A 19,549-nucleotide genomic window follows, 5' to 3' on the forward strand; every position below is an offset into this window, starting at 1 on the left:
CAGCAGTTCAGCCGGTGGTCATCGGGTGGGGGAAATTGAAGTGCCCATCCCTGGGGGAGTTTGGGTGCCCGCCAGGGAAATGCGCAGTTTGACGGGTGCGGCAGATCGGCTCCATCTAAGCCAACCCGCCGTCAGTCACGCGCTGCGTCGGCTACGGGAAATTTTCGACGACCCACTTTTTGTCAGGGCCTCCGCCGAGATGATCCCGACCACTGCTGCGATGCGACTCCATGGTCCAATCGATCACGCATTGGCTGTCATCTTTGACGCGTTGAAAAGCCATTCGTCGTTTGAACCCGCACTCGCGACTCGCACATTTAGATTGGCGATGTCCGATATGGTCGAGCAGCATCTACTGCCGTTGTTGATGGAGGAACTGGCACACATCGCGCCAAGATTGAACGTCGAGGTCCGTCAACTGTCTATGCCGGACCTCAACGCCGCCATGAAAAGCGGAGAAGTCGACATTGCTCTGGGATACCTGCCGGGTCTGAGTGATGAATGTGTTTCGCAAGCCCTCTTCGACGACGAATTCATCTGCCTCGTTCGCAAGGAGCATCCATTGTCGGTTGACGAATTGACCGTTGATGACATGAACGGTCTGCGCTACGTTCATGCAGAAACCAGAAATTCCACCGGACACAATCTGGCGGAAAATGCACTGCAGAATGCCGGTGTGCGACGCAATATAGCCCTAACCCTACCGCATTTCACGGTTGCGACGGGTGTCGTCGCTCGAACAGATCTTGCCTTGATCGTCCCGAAAGCCGTTGCCATTGGAATGAACAGGAACGAGGCCTTCAGACTGTTGCCATTGCCGGTCTCGATGCCGAAAATTGCGGTTGGCGTCCATACGCATAGTCGCTTTGCTTCAGACCCAGGCATCGCATGGATGGCAGCTCTCGTGCAAAGATTGCTCACGGCTGATGAGCGATGAGGAGCAACGTAGCAAGAGATGCCCCTATGTCGGCAATAGCTCTTGGATCACCTCCGCGACGAGGCCGCGAAACCACATGCTTCCCGGTTCTCGGTCGTAGAATTCGTGCCAGTGCATTGTGACAGGGGCGGTTCCCAGGCGGGCAGGCGTTTCAAACATCTGGAAATCCTCATTGCGATTGAACGCCAGCGCGAGCCGCCTTGGCAGCACGACATACAGGTCGCTCATCGAAAGCACGCCGGGAAGTGCCGCAAAATGTGCTAGCTCGAGTACCACTTCACGGCCGATTCCCTTGCTTCTCAACGTTTCGTCCAAGTTGAAATGACTGTGCTCTATGGAGCGCACCCGAACGTGTCCCCCGGCGGAAAACTGCTGCACTGACAGCACCTTCGACCGCGGTAGTCCAGCGCGCTTCCGGGTCAGACACACGTAGCTTTCCTCGAACAGCACCTGATGCGACGTGCTGCTCATGAGAGACGGAAGGTTCCCAATCGCGCAGTCCAGTCGATTCGTCCTGAGCGCGTCCTCAACGATGTCTACTGACATCGGGACGACGGACAGTTTCAACCGTGGTGCCTCAGCCATCATGCGGCCCCAAATTCGAGGAATGTAGTCCATCTCGCCTGCGTCCGAGACGAGAATGCGAAACGTTCTCGAGCTGGTTGCGGCATCGAACTCGACGGTCGTGCGTAAGGCCTCGCGTACGGCGTCAAGTGCCTGGTCGACGACAGGCTGCAACGCGAGCGCCCTAAAAGTCGGCTCCATGCCTGACCGACCGCGCACAAACAAGGGATCGTTGAAGATAGCCCTTAGGCGCCCCAGGGAATAGCTCACCGCTGGCTGCGAAAGCTTTAGGCGCTCTCCCGCGCGGGTGAGACTTCGATCCCTGAGTACCGCCTGAAAAACGCGGAACAAGTTCAGGTCAACGTCCTCAATCTCGATCATCGGCATCCGCCCCACTGATAGTCGAACCATTTTAGATCAATTTGCCCTATAGAAATTCCAGTACGAGAATGGCGCACATGCTCTTTCCAAAAGGTGCGTCCCATGTGTCAATCCAACGAAGCTCTTCCCGTGCGCGAACTTGTCGCGGCCGACCGGTTCTTACCGTCCCTCTATACCGACCAATCGATCTTTGATGCCGAAGTGGATCGGATCTTCCATAGGACGTGGGTGTGGGTCGCTCATGAAAGTGAGATTCCGAACGCGGGCGATTTCCGGACAACCATGATTGGTCGCCAGCCAGTCATCGTCGTGCGCGACAAGAGCAACCAGATCAACGTCTTCCAAAACCGGTGTCGACATCGCGGGGCCACCGTATGCGAGAAGCACGAAGGTAACGCCAAAGCGTTCACGTGCCCTTACCATAGCTGGAGCTATGGCCTTGACGGGAAGCTCCGAGCGCTGCCGTTTGCCGACGGATACGAGGACGTGGTGGACAAATCCGAGCTGCCTCTTTTCGCCTTGAAGGTTGGCGTCTATCAGGGCCTCATCTTTGCAACGTTCAATCATGACATTGAGCCCCTCGACGATTTCCTGGGCGGAGCCAAACCCTGGATTGATCTTTTCATGAAACAAGGAGCCGGGTTTCCGCTACGCGTCAATGGGGAACACCGATTCGTGTTCAATGGAAACTGGAAGATCCAACTGGAGAACACAACCGACACCTACCACTTTCCGGTGGTGCACTCCTCGTGGCTCAAGTCCGTTGACAAAGAGACAGCGGACACGATCACTAGTTTTATGACGAACGAAAGCGGCGCGGTGGTGCGGTCTCTTGGTAATGGCCACGGCTTGTGCGTGCTCATGCCGGAGCTCGTTGACCTTGATGTCGACAACGGCGACCCGCTTCAAGAGCGCTTCACAGAGCTTGCGCAGTCGATTGAAGATGAATGCACACCCGAACAGGTGCGCAGGATCATTCGATCCATGATGGGCGTCGGATTTAACTTGAACCTCTTCCCGAACCTCGCGCTCTCGATGTCGTTTTTCCGTGTCCTTCAGCCGGTCGCGGTCGACAAGACAGAGATTCGGCATATCGCACTCGCGCTAGACGGCGGTCCGGAGGCAGTCAATCGCGAACGGCTTCGCATGCATGAGCATTTCCAAGGCCCGTTTGGCTTCGGTACTCCAGATGACGCTGAGGCGTGGGAACGTGTGCAACGCGGCTCCGCAGCTGGTCCTGATATTCCGATCCTTCTAAACCGCGGGCTCAACCGTGAATCCGTCGAGTCGAATGGCGAGCGAGTTGCGCACGCGACCGACGAAACCGCGATGCGCGCGGCCTATGCACACTGGCTGAAAGTGATGGAGGAGTAGTGAACTTCAAGACGATGGAATCATCGGTGGTCGACGCGGCGATAGCACTTATCTGGTCTGAGGCAGCCTTGCTCGATGCGAAGAAGTACGATCAGTGGCTAGATCTGTGGACCGACAAAGGGCTCTACATTGTTCCTACCGATCCGGAGGGCGACAACTTTGAGTCGCGATTGAACTACGTATTCGACGACGGCGCGATGCGACGAAAGCGGGCACAGCGAATGACCGGTGGCTACTCGGTATCCGCCGTTGATTCTGCAACCACTGTCAGAACGGTTTCGCGATTTTTGACGACCAGCCAGAATTCCACCGTCGTCGAAATCTCCTCCGCGCAGATTCTGATCGCGCACAAGAGAAAGACCGACCTAATTTTCGCGGCGAATCTGGAGCATCGCATTGTGTTTGATGACGGCGGGCCACGGATAGACCGCAAGGTCGTCAGACTTATCAACGGCAAGGAACCGATTAACGCAATCGGCTTTCTGTTATAAGCGCGCGCCTCCATGCGGCGGCGGCCGGCCGGCCTGAGGCAACCGACCCTCGAAAGCGTGTCGAATCTCTGCAGCAACATCTAATTCGGCATATCGAAAGCGATGATGCAGTCTTCTTGGGGATGCACGAGACCGTGCATGGAAAAATGGCTAATGTTGAGCAAACCCGACTTGTAGTTGTCGACAGCATCATTAACGAGGCTGATCAGATCCGGCTGTTTCGCGTTCGAAGCGTAGGAGACGATGTTCTCGAGAAGTACGAGCCGGGTGCTCACGTGGACGTGGTCACTCCCTCCGGCTTCACACGCCAGTATTCACTCTGTGGTGATCCTGCGTGCGAAGATTCATATCTCTTCGCCGTAAAACGTGAAGTGGGATCCCGTGGCGGGTCGTCGTCCCTTCATGAATTCTTGAGCGTCGGATCCGAGCTACGAATCGGGCGTCCTCGCAACATCTTCCGGCTTCACGATGCCGCAGAATTCCACCTTTTGATTGCTGCGGGGATCGGAATCACGCCGCTTTTGAGCATGGCCTACCGTTTGGCATCAGTTAATTCACCGTTCGTTATCCATTACTTTGTCAGGTCTCTGGACCAAGCTGCCTTTGCTAAAGTCCTCTCAAGCCCGCCCTTCTGGGGCCATGTGGTCTTTCACGTCGGCGTCTCCCGCGACGCCGTAGCGAAGGAATTGGACGACGCTTTTTCATCGATTGCGGCGGGTACCCATGTCTACACCTGTGGGCCGAACGGCTTTATGGACAAAGTTGTTGCGGCGGGCGAACGACGCTTGCCGCCTGACTCGATCCATCTGGAGCGCTTCCAGGCTTCGCCGACGAACACGTCGGAAGAGCGGTCGGACGCGGGCTTCACTGTGAAGATCGCCAGTAGCGGCCAAACGGTTAGGGTGGCCGAAGGAACGACGATCGTGCGGGCGCTGTCGGAAATCGGCGTAGAGATCGAAACGTCGTGCGAAGAAGGTATCTGCGGCACCTGCATTGTCGGTGTGTTAGGCGGGGACATCGAGCATCGAGATCAGTGCCTTTCCAAAACCGAAAAGGCTAGGAACGACGCGATCTGTTGCTGCGTGTCACGAGCAAGCTCAGCGGAGATCGTTCTCGACCTGTAGTTGTGTTGCCTTGCTAGTCTCTACGTTTGTACTTTCAATCCTAGCGGGCACCCCTGGCCTGGGTCTCCCTCAAGGAGGTCTCCAGATCGTCGGCCGAAAAAGATACGATGAAACAGTCTGCGTCTTTGTTGTGTTAATCGAATCGTCTTTAAGAGCGCCGGCTTACCGATGAATCCAGTTCGCGAGGTCTGCATGGCGAAGTCAAAAGGCGCGCAGGTCCCTGCTTGCTCGTTATGCGGTCCCGCCGCATCTTTTGAGCTAACTGAGCCGCTCGCAGAATCTGAGCGCCCTAAAGTGAGATAGGATGAGAAATGAAGGATATCAACGACCGCAGCATCACAGAGGCCGTCCTCGCGTCAATGTCGGAGACGTCAAACGCGAGGCTCAAAGCCGTAATGACAAGTCTCGTATCGCATCTTCACGACTTTGCGAGGGAGATACAACTTTCCGAGGAGGAATGGTTTGCTGCGATCGAGTTTCTGACGTCGGTAGGTCAAATTTCCGACGATCGTCGACAGGAATTCGTGTTGTTGTCAGATACCCTCGGACTCTCCATGCTGGTGACCTCGCAGAACAACCACAAGCCAGCTGGCTGTACGGAACCTACCCTTTTGGGCCCATTCTACGTCGCAGAGCCGCCTACATTCCATAATGGCGCCGACATCGCAAACGGTGCTCTCGGCACTCCCTGCTTTGTATCGGGCACCGTATCAGGTCCGAACGGGCAGCGTATTTCCGAGGCGCTCATTGACGTCTGGCAGTCGGATGAAGATGGCTTCTACGATGTACAACGCCCCGCGCCCGACGGGCTGATTGTTCCGCAGGCGCGCGGCCGGCTCGAAACGTTAGCAGACGGAAGCTTTCACTTCAAATCGATACTTGCGGAAGCCTATCCAATCCCTCACGACGGGCCAGTAGGTAAAATGTTGGCCGCGCTGGGACGTCACCCGTGGCGACCGGCGCACCTCCATTTCTGGATCAGAGCTGAAGGCTTTGATCCGTTGATCACGCACATTTTCCGGGCGGGGGATAAGTACATTGACTCCGACGCGGTCTTCGGAGTGCGCTCCTCCTTGATAGTTGACTGGAAGCATCATGATCCTGGTGTTACGCCTGATGGCTCGGTCTCACAAACCTCTTTCTATACCGTCGCCTATGATTTTGTATTGAGCGAATCAGACAAAGCGACTGAATCGTTATCCGCGTCGGTCTCGGCAGCCGGCTGAACGCAATGCCATGCGCTCATTTTAGATTGTTATAGCGTGGCCAACTTTTTTGAAACGTCTGCCTCGTTCGAATCGCGCCAACTCGAGCGGTTCGCGCGGGGCGCGCAATTGAGAGCCGCTGTTCGACCAAGAGGGTCCTCACGCTTCAGCTCAAATTGTTTTTTGAAATTTGGCAGTGGCCGCCACCGGGCCGACGTGCGAATTGGCCGCCCGCTGAAGGTCCCGAGCTTTGCCGCGGCCCGGCACCAAGGCAGGTAGCGAGCCTACTTACAACACTGCGTCAGACATGTTCGCAACGCGACTGTCGAGCCCGTTGTTGACATCGTTGTTCTTCCCTTCGCTACTGTTCCACGCCGCGCCATGAGGGAACCGGTTGAACGAATCCGCGTTTCGGTCGTGCAAGCCCAACTCCGTCGCTAATGTCGGATTGGGTGACCCTCAGCCGCCAGTCTGCCTCATCTAGCCAGAACGGCCCATTCCGATGGCCCCACCGCCACTGGCGGCAGAGTTAGTGCCGATCGAGCACCCGCCATCTCGGTGCAGGCTCATCAAGGCGCTTTCCTGTCAGTGGGATGCTTCGGGAACCCGCGGGAATCGTCCACTGGCTCCGATCGAGGAGTGCTCACTCGACCGCGCCGAAACTAGAACGTGTGTCGAACGCCAACCGCAAAGGTGTTGCCGGTGGGGCGAGCGCTCAGCTTGTCGTAAGTGTAAATTGCGTAGATGTCTGTGCGCTTCGAGAGAAAGTGGTCGTAACCGAGCGACGCCGTATTGCGAAAGCCGTTGGTCGCAGGGGTCGGTCCCGACCGTTGCGTCCGCGCCCACTCAGCAAGCAGGAAATCGGCCGGGGTGAAAGGGATCGAGAAACCCGCCTCGTACGTGTGGCTGCCTGTAGGCGTACTCACGTCACTAGTCATCGCCCACGCGCCATAAAGCGTCACGACCTTGAAGTCGTATGCTGCGCCCGCGAGGTAGGCGTACTGCGCGCCGACCGGCCCCGCTGCGGTGTACCGTACACGCTGGCCAGAGAGCACAGCCGTAAGGCCGTGACCTTGATAGTTCAGGTGAACGCCGAGGTTACCGACGCCGGGCGAACCCGCAACGCCACCGAGACCATAGATCACTGTTGCGCCGAAACCTTTAAAGTCTGGCGACGTGTACTTAGCAGTGTTATTCCACACCGTATCGCCGATGATCGTGCCGCCATAGTTGGTCACGAACGTCTGAAGGACGAGCGGAGAAAAAACCGTCGACGAACTGAACGGATTGATGAGGGATTCGGCCGTATACGTCGGATTTCTGTGGCGCCCGAACGTCAATTGACCGAAGTCGCCTTGAAAGCCCACGTACGCATTGCGTGAAAAGAACGGGTCCGTCGCATTGCGGCCCTGCGCGCCGTTTTGAGGCTGGAAGAAGCTCTCAAGGGCGAAGATGGCGCTAACGCCGCCGCCCAGATCTTCTTTGCCGCGCATTCCCCAGAATGAAGTGGTCAATCCGCCGCTGCCCATGAGTACCGTGGATTGAGGCGTGTCACTGCGTTTGACACTGCCGATATAGGTGCCGACGATCCCATACAATTGGACTTGGGAACCACTATCTGCGCGCGCGCCGGCAGAAGTCAATGCGAGGCCCGAGCTTAGCATCGCTGCTACGCCAAGTGTGCCAGCAACGTTCCGTATCGAAGCGCGGGCCATGACCCGTTGTGCCTTTTTCATTTCGGTTGTCTCCATTCATCTTTTTCTATGCGATCTCCACCGGCATCCCGATCAGGACTACGAACGGACCGTCCTGCAGCGTTGTCGCTTTCTGCGAACCTGTCGCGCTGAAATCAGAGGTGTTGCGAGCCAGGAGGCTCCTTCCCTTGAGTCAATATCAGGGAAGGAGCTACAAGGGATGCGAGCGGTTACGGGGAAATCTCTTCGAGCGCGCGATTCGTCGTTTCCACCATTCTGGAGGCGACGATGAAGCCCACTGCGCTGACCACGGCAAACAGGATGAATACAGCAGCGATGCCTTTCCCGGTCAATACGACGCCGACAATCGCTGGCGCGGCAGCAGAAGCGGCCCGCAGCCACGACGTCGCGAGACCAGTACCGATAGCGCGCATCCGGGTCGGGTAGATTTCAGGGGTGTAGAGGTACAGCAGAACCGTTGTGGTTGCCATCGCAGCGTAGGCTGACGACCCCAGGAACATCACTGACCACGCACTGCCAGCGCCATGGAGGCCCAAGGCGGCGAGCAGGAGCCCGCTGATGATGAAGCAAGCCATTGCCCAGCGGCGACGCCCCACTCGATCAATCAGCAACGCGCAAGCAAGCACGCCACACGTACTCAAGACGTTCGAGATCGACGCCATGTGAAGCGATTCTTGCAGCGGCAGGTGGTAGACCGTCTTGTAGAGGCTGGGCAACCAGTTGTTGATGCCGTTTGCGACGAAGTAAGAGGTCGCCCAGAGCAACCACACGACAATGGTGCGGCCCCGGTAGAACGGCGAAAAGAGTTCCTTCCACGATCCCTTCTGCTTCGACTGGACGCCGTTCAGAAGGCCCACCACGCGCTCGTCGATCTCGGCTTTCTGCGTCTGTGTGTCGAGGTTGCGTTTCGTGGTGCTCGCCTCCAGCCGCTCGATGATGCGTTCGGCCTTGTCGAAACGTCCACGTAAAATGAGCCAGCGCGGCGATTCGGGAAGACGTGCGATTAGGATCGCGACGATGATGCCGGGAATCCCCCCGATGAGGAACATATATTCCCAACCGAAGCGCGGGACGATGAACGCACCGAGCTGCGCTGCCGCAAGGAGACCCAGCGGGAAAATGAGTTCGTACAGAATAAAGAAACGTCCTCGGCCGTGCGCTTGCGACAGCTCGTTGATGTACGTGGCCGCTACTGGCACTTCTCCCCCGACGCCGATGCCTTGCAGAAAGCGCATCAAAAACAGCATATGGAAGCTGCCCGTGAAGGCACATACCACGCTCATGGCTGACATCACGCCAACCGTCACCGTCGCACTCGGCACGCGACCGATGCGCTCAGCAAGCCAGCCGAACACCAACGCGCCTACGACTTGCCCGAGATAGCCTGCGGCGATCAGCACGCCGATCTGACCGGGAGAAAGATGCCAAAGACCCACCAGCACCGGCAGGACAAAAGCAAGCGAAAGTGCATCGAATGCGTCAAAGAGGGTCGCGCTGCCCATGACGATCCGTGCCTTGGTGTGCCACTTGCAAAACGGCACGTTCTCAATGCGGAACAGCAGATTAGCAGCGCGCAGCTGCTCGCTCGTGGTGCGCGTTGCGCTCTCGGATTGACCAACGCCGACGCCATAAGCGGTCAAAGGGGTGTTCATGCTGTCTCCTGAAAAGCTGCATTTTATGGGCCCTCGGACGTCTTCTTTTTTTGAAGCACCGATCGCGTTTCTGTCTTGTTGGGTCGCGATGTCGGAGCTTGTTTGGTCGTTTCCCGATCCTGTTATGGACGACGCGCGAAACAAGCGTTCGTGCGTCGCCGTGACGGCTTAATGCGAATAGCGAAGCGAGGGCAGCGCTTCGCTATCGTCATAACGGCTATGAATGCGCCGCTTCCGCGTCAGTCGACGAGGCCTGCCGAACGCAGTGCATCGGCGATTTCAACGTCCGCGCCTTCCGCGAGCGGCAGCAGCGGCGAGCGCACCGTCGCGTGCTCGAGAATGCCGCGGGCCACGAGACCGTGCTTGAGTGCCACAGTGCCTTCCATGTGCGAGCCACGGTGGTACACGTTGCGCGTCACCGGCAGCAGACGATCATGGATCGCGCGCGCGGCCTGGTAGTCTTTCGCCTTGCCTGCTTTGATCAGCTCGATGAGCGGCTCGGGAGCCAAGCCGCCGTAACCGACGAGTGCGCCGTCAACGTCGAACATCGTGTGCAGCAGGTACTCGTCGTGGCAGGTCAGGATTTGCAATTCCGGACGTTCGCGACGGATGATGGGGATTTCAACATCCCAGCGACGCATGTTGCGCACGCCGTTTTTCATCGCGAACACGCCCGGCTGTGCGGCGATTTCCAACTGCGTTTCGAGGTTGTACGTCGCCTTGGTGGCATCCGGGTACTGGAACAGGATCAGCGGCAGGCCGCTGCCTTCGTGGATGGCGCGGTAGCGGTCTTGCGGCGCGCCTTTCTGGTAGCCGAAACGCAGCCAGCCGTGCGACGGATACACCAGACCAGCCGATGCGCCGGCCTCGACCGCGCGCTTCGCTTCGTCAACCGCGACTTGCGTGCCTTCGAGCGTGATACCGGCGATGACCGGAATCTTGCCGTCGACGGACTTCACGAAGCTTTCGATGACTTGAGCCTGTTCTTTCTGCGTCATGAACGTGCCTTCGCCAGCGTGGCCGAGCACCGTCAGACCTTTAACGCCTTCGATGCTGCCGAGCCAGGAGCCCAGTCGTTGAATTGCTGCGTGGTCCACCGCGCCGTCGCGGGTGAAAGGGGTAACCGGTGCCGGGACCAGACCGCGAAGATCGATAGCTTTCATGACGTCTCCAAATGTGAGCTTTTCGGCTCCTCTTTCCGTAGAGGAGAGCCCGCTGTTCGTTTCGCGTCAAGCTGGAACAACGGTGCATGCGTTGCAGTGTAGGGATGGACGGCCCATGCGAGAACCGCCTAGCCACACATTTCAGCTATACTGATTCGACATATCTCATTGGGGCTCGATGGTGGACTACGCGGCTTGGAAACTATTTATCGACGCGGCAGAACTTGGCAGCTTGAGCAAGGCGGCCGTGGCGTACGGAACTAGCCAGCCGCATATCAGCCGCCAGATTGTTGAACTGGAGCAGTACTGCGGCGGTCGCCTGTTTCAACGGACGGGGCGCGGGGTCGTGCTGACCGAACTGGGGGCCCGGATTACCCCGCGCGTCAGGACGTGGCTAGCCAGCACGGAACAGTTATCCAACGACATTCGTAGTTCGGCCGGAGAGCCGATCGGCGTGGTCCGACTCGGGATCTTGCCCTCCACCGCTCATCCGCTGGTCAGCACGCTCTACCATCGTCTGCGAGAACGTTATCCCCTAGTGCAATTACAGGTGCGCGAGGGTCAGGGGGCTTTGTTGGATACGTGGTTGGAAAACGGCAGTGTTGACCTCGCCATCCTTTTTCGAAATAGCCCGACACCGAAAGACGGTGACGAGTATCTGGTTGAGGCGGCGACCTACCTGGTCGGCGCGCAAGGGGACCCTTTGACCGAGCACCCCACGATTGCTTTTTCCCAGCTCGACGGGATTCCCCTCGTCTTTTTCTGCCGCCCCAATAACTGGCGCGACCGGCTCGAACAAATTGCCGGTGAACATCAGGTCTCCCTGAATTTCGCGGCAGAAGCCGACTCGTTGAGTCTGCAGGGCCACATGGTGGCCGATGGCGGCATCTATGGGTTGCTCGGACCTTACGCGATTGCCAATCTTGAAAAGGAATGCCGGTTGCAGGCGTCAATGGTGGTTGAGCCGTCCGTGCCGCGCTTCATTGCGCTGGCCATGTCACCCCACGGCGAACTGACGCTTGCGTGCCGCACGGTCATGCAACTCACCAAAGAAATCGCACGGTCGCGTAACCTCTCCTCAGACCTTCGTCTGGGCGTGTCCACTGCCTTCCTGCGGTCCATTTGAGAGCTATCACAGACGCAGAATTGTGCATTTAGCAATGTATTGTTGTTCGAATGCGGGTAAATACCTAGATTTAGGCGCATATACTTTGAGGCTTCCAGCAGCATTTCAGATGGCTCGACGCCCAAAGTAGGTATGTGATGAAACAGATTTTCGTGACGGCTGCACTCGCCTTGCTCGCCTCTTCTCCCACTGCTTCGTTCGCTCAAACCGATGCGCCACTTACGCGCGCACAATTACGCGCCGAACTCGCCAATCTCGAACAAGCCGGCTACAACCCGCTGTCTGTTGATGTGGACTATCCGGGCAGGCTACAAAAAGCTGAAGCGCGATTGCAGGCTGAGCGAGTCTCATCGCAGCGCCAGGCCGCGATTCAACCCGGCACACAGCAACACTAATTTTTACCGTTCTCTGGCCGAAGCGCCGGCATGCATCGTGTCGGCTGGCCGAATTCGGCCCGCGGCAGAACGAGGGACGAGGATCTCTCGCAGGGGGTGATACCCACTGATGGAGCGACGCTTTCCGGAGACAAACTGCCGTTCGAACGTCACGATGGTGAAAGGCGCGAGCGTCCCTTGCTGGCCGATTGCCGAAGATGAAGACAGGGTCGCTGGATGCCCGATGCGCCGCCTCGGCCATTGCGTGGGAATCCATCCGCTTCACGGCACGTTTCCGAACTTCAGGCGTATGGTCTGAGCGCCGTTCTTGCCCATGATGCTCACAACATCGTTGAGCCGCCATTCTTTGAGCGCGGCGGCGGGCAGCGTCACATTGACGAACGTATCGAATGTATCAGCGATGCGCCGTTTGCGGTACAGAGCGAAGAGCGCGCACGCCGTGGTTTCCGCGTCGGGCGCGTTCTCGCCGGACGGATCGCTCGTCGATTTGACGAATTGCCCAACGATATCCAGCACCCCTGTTGCGGCGCGTGCGCACATGTGCGTTGTGCACCTGCACGTCGCGTGCGCCGGATGCGGCGATCCGTTTCCGCGCGCGCCCTCGCAAGGTGCGCTTCGATCGAATCCTAAAGACGACGCTCAAAATTGCGCGCGGGAAACTTGAGCCGTGCGACGGTGCCAGGAAATGAGATTAGGTTATCTGAACGCGCTGGAGACTGCCGATCGTATGCAACCGGCTGAACTGGAAGCAAAGACAACCCGCTTGCAGGACAAGATCGCGCGCTTGCGAGAGCAGATGCGCAGCCTCGACCAGATAAAGGAGCGACGCGAGACAGAACCTGATGGACAACTCTCGGTGACCGATCCCGACGCGCGTTCCACATGCCGACGCGCATTAAAGGATCGGGAATGGCGGGCTACAACGTACAAGTGGCCGTTGACGCCAGACAGTACCTCATCGTAGGTCACAAGGTTACAAACTCTGGAAGTGACCTCGCGCAGCTCAGTCCTATTGCGAAAGCTGCGCGCGATACGATGGGCAGGCAAGTCTGCGGGCAGTCGCTGATCGTGGCTGTTATAGCAGGCTTCAGATCAACGAGTGCGCAGACGCGCGAATTGCGGTCATGCTGCCGAACCCCACGACTTCAGGCGCGAAACATCATGGCAGATTCATCGGCACATTCACCAATGCGCGCGTCCGGTTGCCTCTGAGACGACTAAAATTAAGCATGCATGGGACGCCGCGCCCATCCTCTGTCTGTCAGCGTCCCTCATTCTCGCGGACGGTCTCTCGTGCGCAGAATTCCAGGTAAGTATATGAATACTTGAACCGCTTCGGCCAGTTTCAGGGAGGCAGTTGGGAACGTTCACGGGCCACGATATCGGCACCATCGAAGGTTCATATCAGCTGCCGCATTCGCATGCTTGGCAACTACTCTAAGGGCGCGGCCTCAGCCGACGAGGACAACGCCCCGCCCAGACCGACGCCAACGAAGCCCGCCAAGGGCGCGACGGGAGGGAAAGGCGACCACGGCTGCGGAGGCGTCCGGCGTCCGGCGTCCGGCGTCCGGCGTCCGGCGTCCGAAATAGAGTAACGAAGGCCCAGAACGAGGCCGATAAAGTGATGCAGATGGTCTATAGGGTCACGCCTGGAGACGCTGTTTCAAAAACTCAAGCACCTGATCGCGGACTTTGAGGGTCGGCTCTCCCTCTTTGTCAATCAAATTCTGCGTGAGTACGCTATGAGGCGATGGCACATGCTTGGCCACGAATGGCGCGACATCCTTATTCGCCACCTCGTCCGGCAGCACGATGCCTTCAAAATGCTCGCCCAATGCGTTCTGGTAAGCAGTAAACCTGGCAGCAGTACACAGCGGGTCGTCACGGAAACGCAACCCAACTACTTTCAGGCCTTCCCGATCCAGTCTGGAACGCACCTGGCTCAATTCTTCAGGCGAAATTTCCAAACCACCTGGGTCGTTGAGCGGCAAGGCCGGCTGCGCCAACACGGGCGCAATCAGCGCTGAGTCAAGCATCATCGTCAACGCGAAATTTCCCGTGAAGCACATGCCGACCGCACCAACGCCCGGCCCGCCGCATTCTGCGTGCGCGTGTCTAGCCAACGCGCGTACCCAGTGCGTCACCTTGCTTGAGCGCCCGGATTGCATAGCGCTGAACTCGGCGCTAATGCAGAGGCGTTGCAGTACCGCTGCCCCTTCGTCGGCGTCAACCACCGCCCCATCGCGGCCAAACAATGAGGGCATATATACGCGGAACCCTGCATCCCTGACCCAACGGGCAAAACGGGCGACAGGGGGACTAATGCCCGGCACTTCCGGCATTACAATAACCGCAGGTCCTGCACCCGCCAGATACACTTTCTTGCTGTCACCCTCAAACTCAAACTGCCAGGTTGAAAAATCGTCCAAGGGATCATCGACACTGACATCGCGCGTATTCATGCACAACTCCTTTATGCCGATTGCGCGCCCGAGCTTGCGCGCTTCGAACTCTTACCTAACGGGCTGCAATTAATATAGTGCAGGCGTGTTCGAAAAGGGTAAATATCGGTTAAGTGGCGTCCATGGACACGTCGTCACTTGGCACAAAATTGCGAATTGCTGGCACAATCGGCCACGGCGGGCCATAGCCACTGGACTTCATCCATTCGCTCACGGCGATCAACGTCGGCGAGGAACTATTTATCGACTACAGTCTCGTCATTTATGGCGAAATCACCCTGCGGTCGGGCATTCGACGGCGGCTATGGGAGTGGTTCAGTCATCCGCGCCCGTGTTTCGGGGACTCGGCATGTCGCGCTGGCACCAGCGCGGGATCAAGCCGCGCGCGCCCGAGCGAATCTTCGGTAAGACGGACCACTACGTTTCCAGCTTGGCAAAACGACCATATCGGCGGTCATTGGTTGACACGATTCTTCGTGTGCATGCAGCTTACGCTGCACGAACGACGTTGCCGAGCGGTTGACTGATACTAAGCTTGTGCTATTTCAACAGCATCTCAGGCAACGCCATCGAACGTGAGCCGCCAATGTGCGGCCCTGTTGACTCTTTCCCCCGCAAAGCCGGTGACAACGTTAATTTGCTTTCTGCAAACTCTTGAATTTACGCGCTTTCGGTATGCGCCGATGCGTCGGGTCCGCGAAGTGACAACTTTGATTTGGTCTACGGTCGCGCCCGCGTCGGTGATTTGTGGGCCAGTCGGATCGCAGAGGTCACTTGGATCGCATCTCGATCGAATGTGATCAATAACACCTCGTCGGGTAGTGTCGTGCTTGGGTGCGACTCGATGAACGGCTACACCGACCGATGGGATACGGGTATCGGCATCACGCCGCTTTCATCGGGAGAAGTCTTTGGGCGGATATTTCCAAACGAGTCGCGGATGGGCAAGCTGGCAAAAAAACCGGCGCGACGTTTCCAGGCGGCTGTTGGTTAGCGCATCACGCACGCGGCCTCCTAGGGGCAGGGCAACCCTTCAACGCCGCCCTTTTTTGCCGTCTCGACGCGCACAGCGTTGTCTCCGCGCACTACATTCTGAGTAGCACGGCTGAACGCGGATGTTTGCACCACGAACTGAGCAGTAGAAGAAATTCTAACGCCGCAAAGATAGCGCCTCCATGCTTACAATGTAGATGCAGTGCCGCAGGTCACGACTACCGGTTTGCGCAGTTTTCCGTAGGCGCGGTTGACCGGTGTTCTTTGCGTTTCTCCTCCAGTTTTACTACTTTCACCTGAGGAAAAGAAATGACATCCACGAACATCTTCCTTGCCGCGGCGATTTCCATCGGCGCGATCATCGCGACCGTGCCCGTTGTTGGTGCGCAAGAGACAGCCGTAGCGACTTCCTCGAAATCATCCGCCAAAGCAGCAAATCGGCAACTCGCGAAGCAGGTTCAGACCACGCTGTACAAGCAAAAAGGTTTGGAATCGGCCGATATTCACGCTGTCGCTCGCAGCGGCAAGGTTACGCTGGTCGGGATGGCGCCCGATCAGAAGCAGATAGATCTCGCGGGGAAAATAGCCGAAGGCGTACCCGGCGTGTCGTCGGTTACCAACAATCTGACGGTGGAAGAAGCCGGCCATTGAAATCGGCTTCAACGTGGCCAATTTGTCGCACGCACGTTACCGCTCCGTGAACGACGCGGGCTGTTGGGCTTGCTTGTGGTTCGACAGCCGCCGTCGACGGAATTGGCAATTTGTCGTGTTGCATCCGCCGGCTGCAGCCGCAAGGTAAGGACGCCGTTCCACGGAGTGTCAATGCCTCTCGCTGGATTCGACGAGCTGATTTCGAAACGCGTAAAGGAAGACATTCGCCCTGTTTGGCACGTAGCGCCTGCTCGGCATCCCGCCTAGACCGACAAATCCTACATCGCCGCATCCTCCAAATCGATCTGCACCAGCGCGGTGTCGGCTTATTGCCCGAACACATTCCAATACGTCAACGACGCAAGTCCAAGACCTTGCACAGCAACGCTCCGCTTCGACACCGGTCGTGGTGACGTAGGCATCCACGCGCTTGCGGATCAACGCTCCGTCGACGATCAGCGGCCATCGTCGCACTGCGCCCAATCGGATACTGGCATGGCTGTCCAGATCGGCGGCCCTCAACGGTCGTCCGTGTTTCTTGAGATAGCCCTGTGCGGCGCAAACGAGGCGAGCATTCGAAGTGACTTCTTCCCACCAGTTCGGAGTCCCCCAGCGGCGCGATCCGCAAGGCTGCGTCGAGCCCCTGTCCGACGATACCAATCTGATGATCGGAATATCGAAGTCGATGCGAAGCTCTGGATTGGCTTTGAGCAAACTCGCAAGCATGGGCGGTGCGACCGATTGTCTGAACCCGCTTGGCGCTGTCATACGAAGCAGTCCTGACGTCTTTTCCGGCAACGGCCTAAGCTCGACGCGCGCACCGGACTCCGCATCCGCCATTGACTTGGCAAAGCGGACGAACGCTTCACCTTCGGCTGTCAGTGTGAGCGATCGAGTCAAGCCACACGCCGCGATCTTCTTTCAGGTTCACCGACGCGACTGAGCCAGATTAAGGATGTCAGCTTCGCCCGCTGCCAGTGAGCAAGTATTCTGCATTTTCTCTTGGCATTCTCGTAGATAACAATAAATCTGTCACCGTTTGGAGAGTGAACCAAGCCGTGTGAGGTCAATTCACGCCGCTCGGCGCGCACTCGTCGAATTTGCAATTGCAGAGGTCATGGTCAACTCGGCGAGTTTCTCAACCGAAAGTTCGTCGTTGAGGACAGCGACTCTGACCTGTGCCAGACAGTGCACCCCCTCGTCCGTCCATCGCATTTGCTGCTTCTGCGCCATGCGATGGCTGACCACCAGATTCACCGCGGACTCGGCAATGCTGCTACTGATCGGTAGTCCCTTGCGATAACGCATGCCATAGTTCACGAGCGTACCGGCGTTGTTCTCGATGTAGAAGTACAAGCGACGCAGGTTCCAGTACAACCTCGAGTATTCGTAGCCTTCCTTCGCCAACAGCGTGGCATCCAGGGCCCTAACGCGAGACACCGATTGCCTGCCCTTTCCGTGCCAAACCAGCCACTTCGCGTGATCGATCTCTGTCTCGATAGCGATTCGCTCGTGAGGCTCCACCGTCTGGCTTCCAAACACCGAGTTCTTGGCAGTCTTGAACTTCATCGCGATGTGAAACCAGTCCAGGATCCTTCCCCTGGCGAGCTGGCTGCCGTCCACAGCCTTGCCGAATTCGCCAGCGTCATCGCTGATCACGGTGACTCGTTCGTCCGGAGCCACGCCGCTTGCAAGAAGAATTGGTCCAGCCGCGCGGGCGCCGTTGGCACCAGCTTATGCACGTACGCGTAGAGACGCGGGGGCCCGATCAGCGAGAGTTGCACGCCCCGCAACGATGTTGACATGTCGATCCCGCGGCAGGTTCTGCGACCAAGGCGATTTAAGCTCCGCAAGGTCGCGCGCGGCCTTGCGACTCTTGGGACTGCTGCTGAAGCTCAGCCACGCCGAGTCGACGCTCACGCAGCCGACGGTGGTCGATTCGCGAACCTGTTCTCCGCTGACCGGCTTTGGTCCAGACGCGATATCGCAGTTGATCTGCGCGTCCAACGCGCTGCCGACGGCGAGTACTCGACGGCGGTTACTACCGAAAGAAATCCCTTTGTCCAATGGAAGGATCTCTCGAAGCAGCTCAGTGGCCTGACGGTACGGTAGATGAGCAGCCCACTTGGCCTGCAGGTACTCCAATTCCGGCGTCACACGCTGGTGAACGGCCTTGCACAGCGGGCTGAAAGAGCGGCGCGGTTGCCCTTGCTCTGCCGCACAGCCGCACGCCCACAGCCTCGGACTCGGCACGTCGACCTTGCCAAACACGGTTCGCAGCACGATCGATCGGGCGTCCTTGTGGGCCAGCATCGAGCCGCACCGGTGACAAGCCATGCGGCTCTGCATCCATTCCCCAGTCTGCTCCGGCACAAGAAACGCCTGAACCTCGGCGAGCAAGGCACGACCTTCGGCAAGTGTGAGCCCCAGGTCGGCGAGGCTGCGGTCTTTTCGTTCCACCATGGCAACAACCCTCGCATCAGTCGCACGCGCTTCCCCGCCCTCTACGCGGGCCTCAATGATCAGTCGCATAGCACCTCCGATCGGTTGGCAACGTCGCCAGCGTAGTTGAAACGGCCAGCGCGCCGGGCGGGCTCACTAAATACTTTTCGTCGGAACTTCGCAGGTTTCAAGCGCCGAATCCGGTCGAGTACACGTCGTCACGGCTTCCATGACGGTGGTCAAGTCGACGGAAAGGCCTCCCACGGTTTGGTTCACTCTCACCAACGCGAGGTGACCTTGAAGCCCGCCCTGCCCCCTTCGATCCCAGTCGCACTCCAGCCGACGCCGCTGGAAAGGCTCGTGATTCCGTCCGAGATGGATGGCAGCGTGGGGCTGAACCGCGCGTTCACAGGACGCGGACAGATCGCCGCCGAGAACGACCTCGATGCGATTCGGGCGTGGCTGTCGCGTTTCGTCGACACCAAGACCACCTTCGAGAACTATCGAAAAGAAGCCGAGCGGCTCGTACTCTGGTCCGTCGTCATGCTCGGCAAGCCGCTGTCCTCACTCACGCACGAGGACTGCCTGCGCTATCAGCGGTTTCTGGCCGATCCGCGGATCACATATGGCGGATCAACAAGTCGACTTGCGCCTCGTGCGCGATAATCTCGGGCACGCGTCGCTCACGACGACCAGCCTCTACCTGCACATCGATGATGACCGACGCCACCGAGAGACCGACGAAAAGCATCGGATAGCTGATTGCGTTGTTTCGCGTCCTTCCACTGGTCGCGGATGTTGGCGGAGCTTTCGAATGCGATGAAAAGCAAAGACGATTAGTTGCTTTGCGTTGAAAGGGACCTCTGTCTCCGGT

18 protein-coding genes and 2 pseudogenes are annotated in these 19,549 nt (G+C 58.1%); 11 read left to right on the forward strand and 9 right to left on the reverse strand.

All coding sequences use genetic code 11. The annotated features are described in order from the left end of the window. Positions 1-64: 64 nt before the first annotated feature. Positions 65-937 carry a LysR family transcriptional regulator gene (locus AWB74_RS40450; RefSeq protein WP_160110373.1) on the forward strand — a complete coding sequence of 291 codons (873 nt, stop codon included), beginning with the start codon at positions 65-67 and terminating at the stop codon, positions 935-937. A gap of 24 nt (positions 938-961) precedes the next feature. Here AWB74_RS40450 and AWB74_RS40455 read toward each other — a convergent pair whose 3' ends face one another. Beyond that, the gene (locus tag AWB74_RS40455) at positions 962-1,882 is read right to left on the reverse strand and encodes a LysR family transcriptional regulator (protein WP_061152175.1); all 921 of its coding nucleotides are present in this window, start codon (positions 1,880-1,882) and stop codon (positions 962-964) included. A gap of 102 nt (positions 1,883-1,984) precedes the next feature. Between AWB74_RS40455 and AWB74_RS40460 the strand changes: the two genes are divergently transcribed. The 4 genes from AWB74_RS40460 to AWB74_RS40475 all read left to right on the forward strand — a co-directional run bounded on the left by AWB74_RS40460 (position 1,985) and on the right by AWB74_RS40475 (position 6,097). Further along, the gene (locus AWB74_RS40460; protein WP_061152163.1) at positions 1,985-3,256 is read left to right on the forward strand and encodes an aromatic ring-hydroxylating oxygenase subunit alpha; all 1,272 of its coding nucleotides are present in this window, start codon (positions 1,985-1,987) and stop codon (positions 3,254-3,256) included. Beyond that, on the forward strand, positions 3,256-3,747 hold the full coding sequence (locus tag AWB74_RS40465; RefSeq protein WP_407642535.1) for an aromatic-ring-hydroxylating dioxygenase subunit beta: 492 nt from the start codon (positions 3,256-3,258) through the stop codon (positions 3,745-3,747). The genes AWB74_RS40460 and AWB74_RS40465 overlap by 1 nt, the downstream gene beginning before the upstream one ends. A 122-nt stretch (positions 3,748-3,869) precedes the next feature. Beyond that, positions 3,870-4,871: a PDR/VanB family oxidoreductase gene (locus AWB74_RS40470; RefSeq protein WP_235024883.1), complete on the forward strand. Its 1,002-nt coding sequence runs from the start codon at positions 3,870-3,872 to the stop codon at positions 4,869-4,871. A gap of 311 nt (positions 4,872-5,182) precedes the next feature. Then, positions 5,183-6,097, forward strand: a complete 915-nt coding sequence (locus AWB74_RS40475; protein ID WP_061152165.1) for an intradiol ring-cleavage dioxygenase — start codon at positions 5,183-5,185, stop codon at positions 6,095-6,097. 641 nt (positions 6,098-6,738) lie between these two features. Here the strand turns inward: AWB74_RS40475 and AWB74_RS40480 are convergent. From AWB74_RS40480 to AWB74_RS40490, 3 genes are all read right to left on the reverse strand, one after another. Continuing rightward, the gene (locus AWB74_RS40480) at positions 6,739-7,812 is read right to left on the reverse strand and encodes a porin (protein WP_061152177.1); all 1,074 of its coding nucleotides are present in this window, start codon (positions 7,810-7,812) and stop codon (positions 6,739-6,741) included. Between the two features lie 188 nt (positions 7,813-8,000). Continuing rightward, positions 8,001-9,443, reverse strand: a complete 1,443-nt coding sequence (locus tag AWB74_RS40485) for an MFS transporter (protein ID WP_061152166.1) — start codon at positions 9,441-9,443, stop codon at positions 8,001-8,003. A 239-nt stretch (positions 9,444-9,682) separates the two neighbouring features. Next, positions 9,683-10,606 carry a dihydrodipicolinate synthase family protein gene (locus AWB74_RS40490; protein ID WP_061152167.1) on the reverse strand — a complete coding sequence of 308 codons (924 nt, stop codon included), beginning with the start codon at positions 10,604-10,606 and terminating at the stop codon, positions 9,683-9,685. 178 nt (positions 10,607-10,784) lie between these two features. On the opposite strand from AWB74_RS40490, the gene AWB74_RS40495 reads away from it, so the two are divergent. Together AWB74_RS40495 and AWB74_RS40500 are read left to right on the forward strand one after the other, a co-directional pair. After that, positions 10,785-11,732, forward strand: coding sequence for a LysR family transcriptional regulator (locus AWB74_RS40495; RefSeq protein WP_235024884.1), 948 nt, complete (start codon positions 10,785-10,787; stop codon positions 11,730-11,732). Positions 11,733-11,869: 137 nt separating this feature from the next. Continuing rightward, the gene (locus AWB74_RS40500; protein WP_061152168.1) at positions 11,870-12,127 is read left to right on the forward strand and encodes a DUF4148 domain-containing protein; all 258 of its coding nucleotides are present in this window, start codon (positions 11,870-11,872) and stop codon (positions 12,125-12,127) included. A gap of 261 nt (positions 12,128-12,388) precedes the next feature. On the opposite strand, the gene AWB74_RS40505 is transcribed toward AWB74_RS40500, so the two are convergent. Continuing rightward, positions 12,389-12,667 carry a hypothetical protein gene (locus AWB74_RS40505; RefSeq protein ID WP_061152169.1) on the reverse strand — a complete coding sequence of 93 codons (279 nt, stop codon included), beginning with the start codon at positions 12,665-12,667 and terminating at the stop codon, positions 12,389-12,391. Positions 12,668-12,824: 157 nt separating this feature from the next. On the opposite strand from AWB74_RS40505, the pseudogene AWB74_RS49090 reads away from it, so the two are divergent. Next, positions 12,825-13,302 (forward strand): annotated as a pseudogene (locus tag AWB74_RS49090) (IS5/IS1182 family transposase); the annotation flags it as partial. A 468-nt stretch (positions 13,303-13,770) separates the two neighbouring features. On the opposite strand, the gene AWB74_RS40515 reads toward AWB74_RS49090, so the two are convergent. Beyond that, entirely contained in the window at positions 13,771-14,589 is an 819-nt protein-coding gene (locus AWB74_RS40515) for a dienelactone hydrolase family protein (RefSeq protein WP_061152170.1), read from the reverse strand. 844 nt (positions 14,590-15,433) lie between these two features. On the opposite strand from AWB74_RS40515, the gene AWB74_RS46650 reads away from it, so the two are divergent. Together AWB74_RS46650 and AWB74_RS40520 are read left to right on the forward strand one after the other, a co-directional pair. Next, a complete protein-coding gene (locus tag AWB74_RS46650) occupies positions 15,434-15,583 on the forward strand; it encodes a hypothetical protein (RefSeq protein WP_160110374.1) in 150 nt (49 codons plus the stop codon). 308 nt (positions 15,584-15,891) lie between these two features. After that, positions 15,892-16,233, forward strand: a complete 342-nt coding sequence (locus AWB74_RS40520; protein WP_061152171.1) for a BON domain-containing protein — start codon at positions 15,892-15,894, stop codon at positions 16,231-16,233. A gap of 168 nt (positions 16,234-16,401) precedes the next feature. Here AWB74_RS40520 and AWB74_RS40525 read toward each other — a convergent pair whose 3' ends face one another. The 3 genes from AWB74_RS40525 to AWB74_RS46090 all read right to left on the reverse strand — a co-directional run bounded on the left by AWB74_RS40525 (position 16,402) and on the right by AWB74_RS46090 (position 18,765). Continuing rightward, the gene (locus AWB74_RS40525; protein WP_235024885.1) at positions 16,402-17,133 is read right to left on the reverse strand and encodes a type 2 periplasmic-binding domain-containing protein; all 732 of its coding nucleotides are present in this window, start codon (positions 17,131-17,133) and stop codon (positions 16,402-16,404) included. 171 nt (positions 17,134-17,304) lie between these two features. Then, a complete protein-coding gene (locus AWB74_RS46085) occupies positions 17,305-17,892 on the reverse strand; it encodes a hypothetical protein (RefSeq protein ID WP_143749449.1) in 588 nt (195 codons plus the stop codon). 75 nt (positions 17,893-17,967) lie between these two features. After that, entirely contained in the window at positions 17,968-18,765 is a 798-nt protein-coding gene (locus tag AWB74_RS46090) for a hypothetical protein (protein WP_061152173.1), read from the reverse strand. Positions 18,766-19,050: 285 nt separating this feature from the next. On the opposite strand from AWB74_RS46090, the pseudogene AWB74_RS40545 reads away from it, so the two are divergent. After that, positions 19,051-19,290, forward strand: a pseudogene (locus AWB74_RS40545) (tyrosine-type recombinase/integrase); the annotation flags it as partial. Positions 19,291-19,549: the final 259 nt, after the last annotated feature.

It is taken from the genome of Caballeronia arvi (genome assembly GCF_001544695.2).
GTDB classification, from domain to species: Bacteria; Pseudomonadota; Gammaproteobacteria; order Burkholderiales; family Burkholderiaceae; genus Caballeronia; species Caballeronia arvi.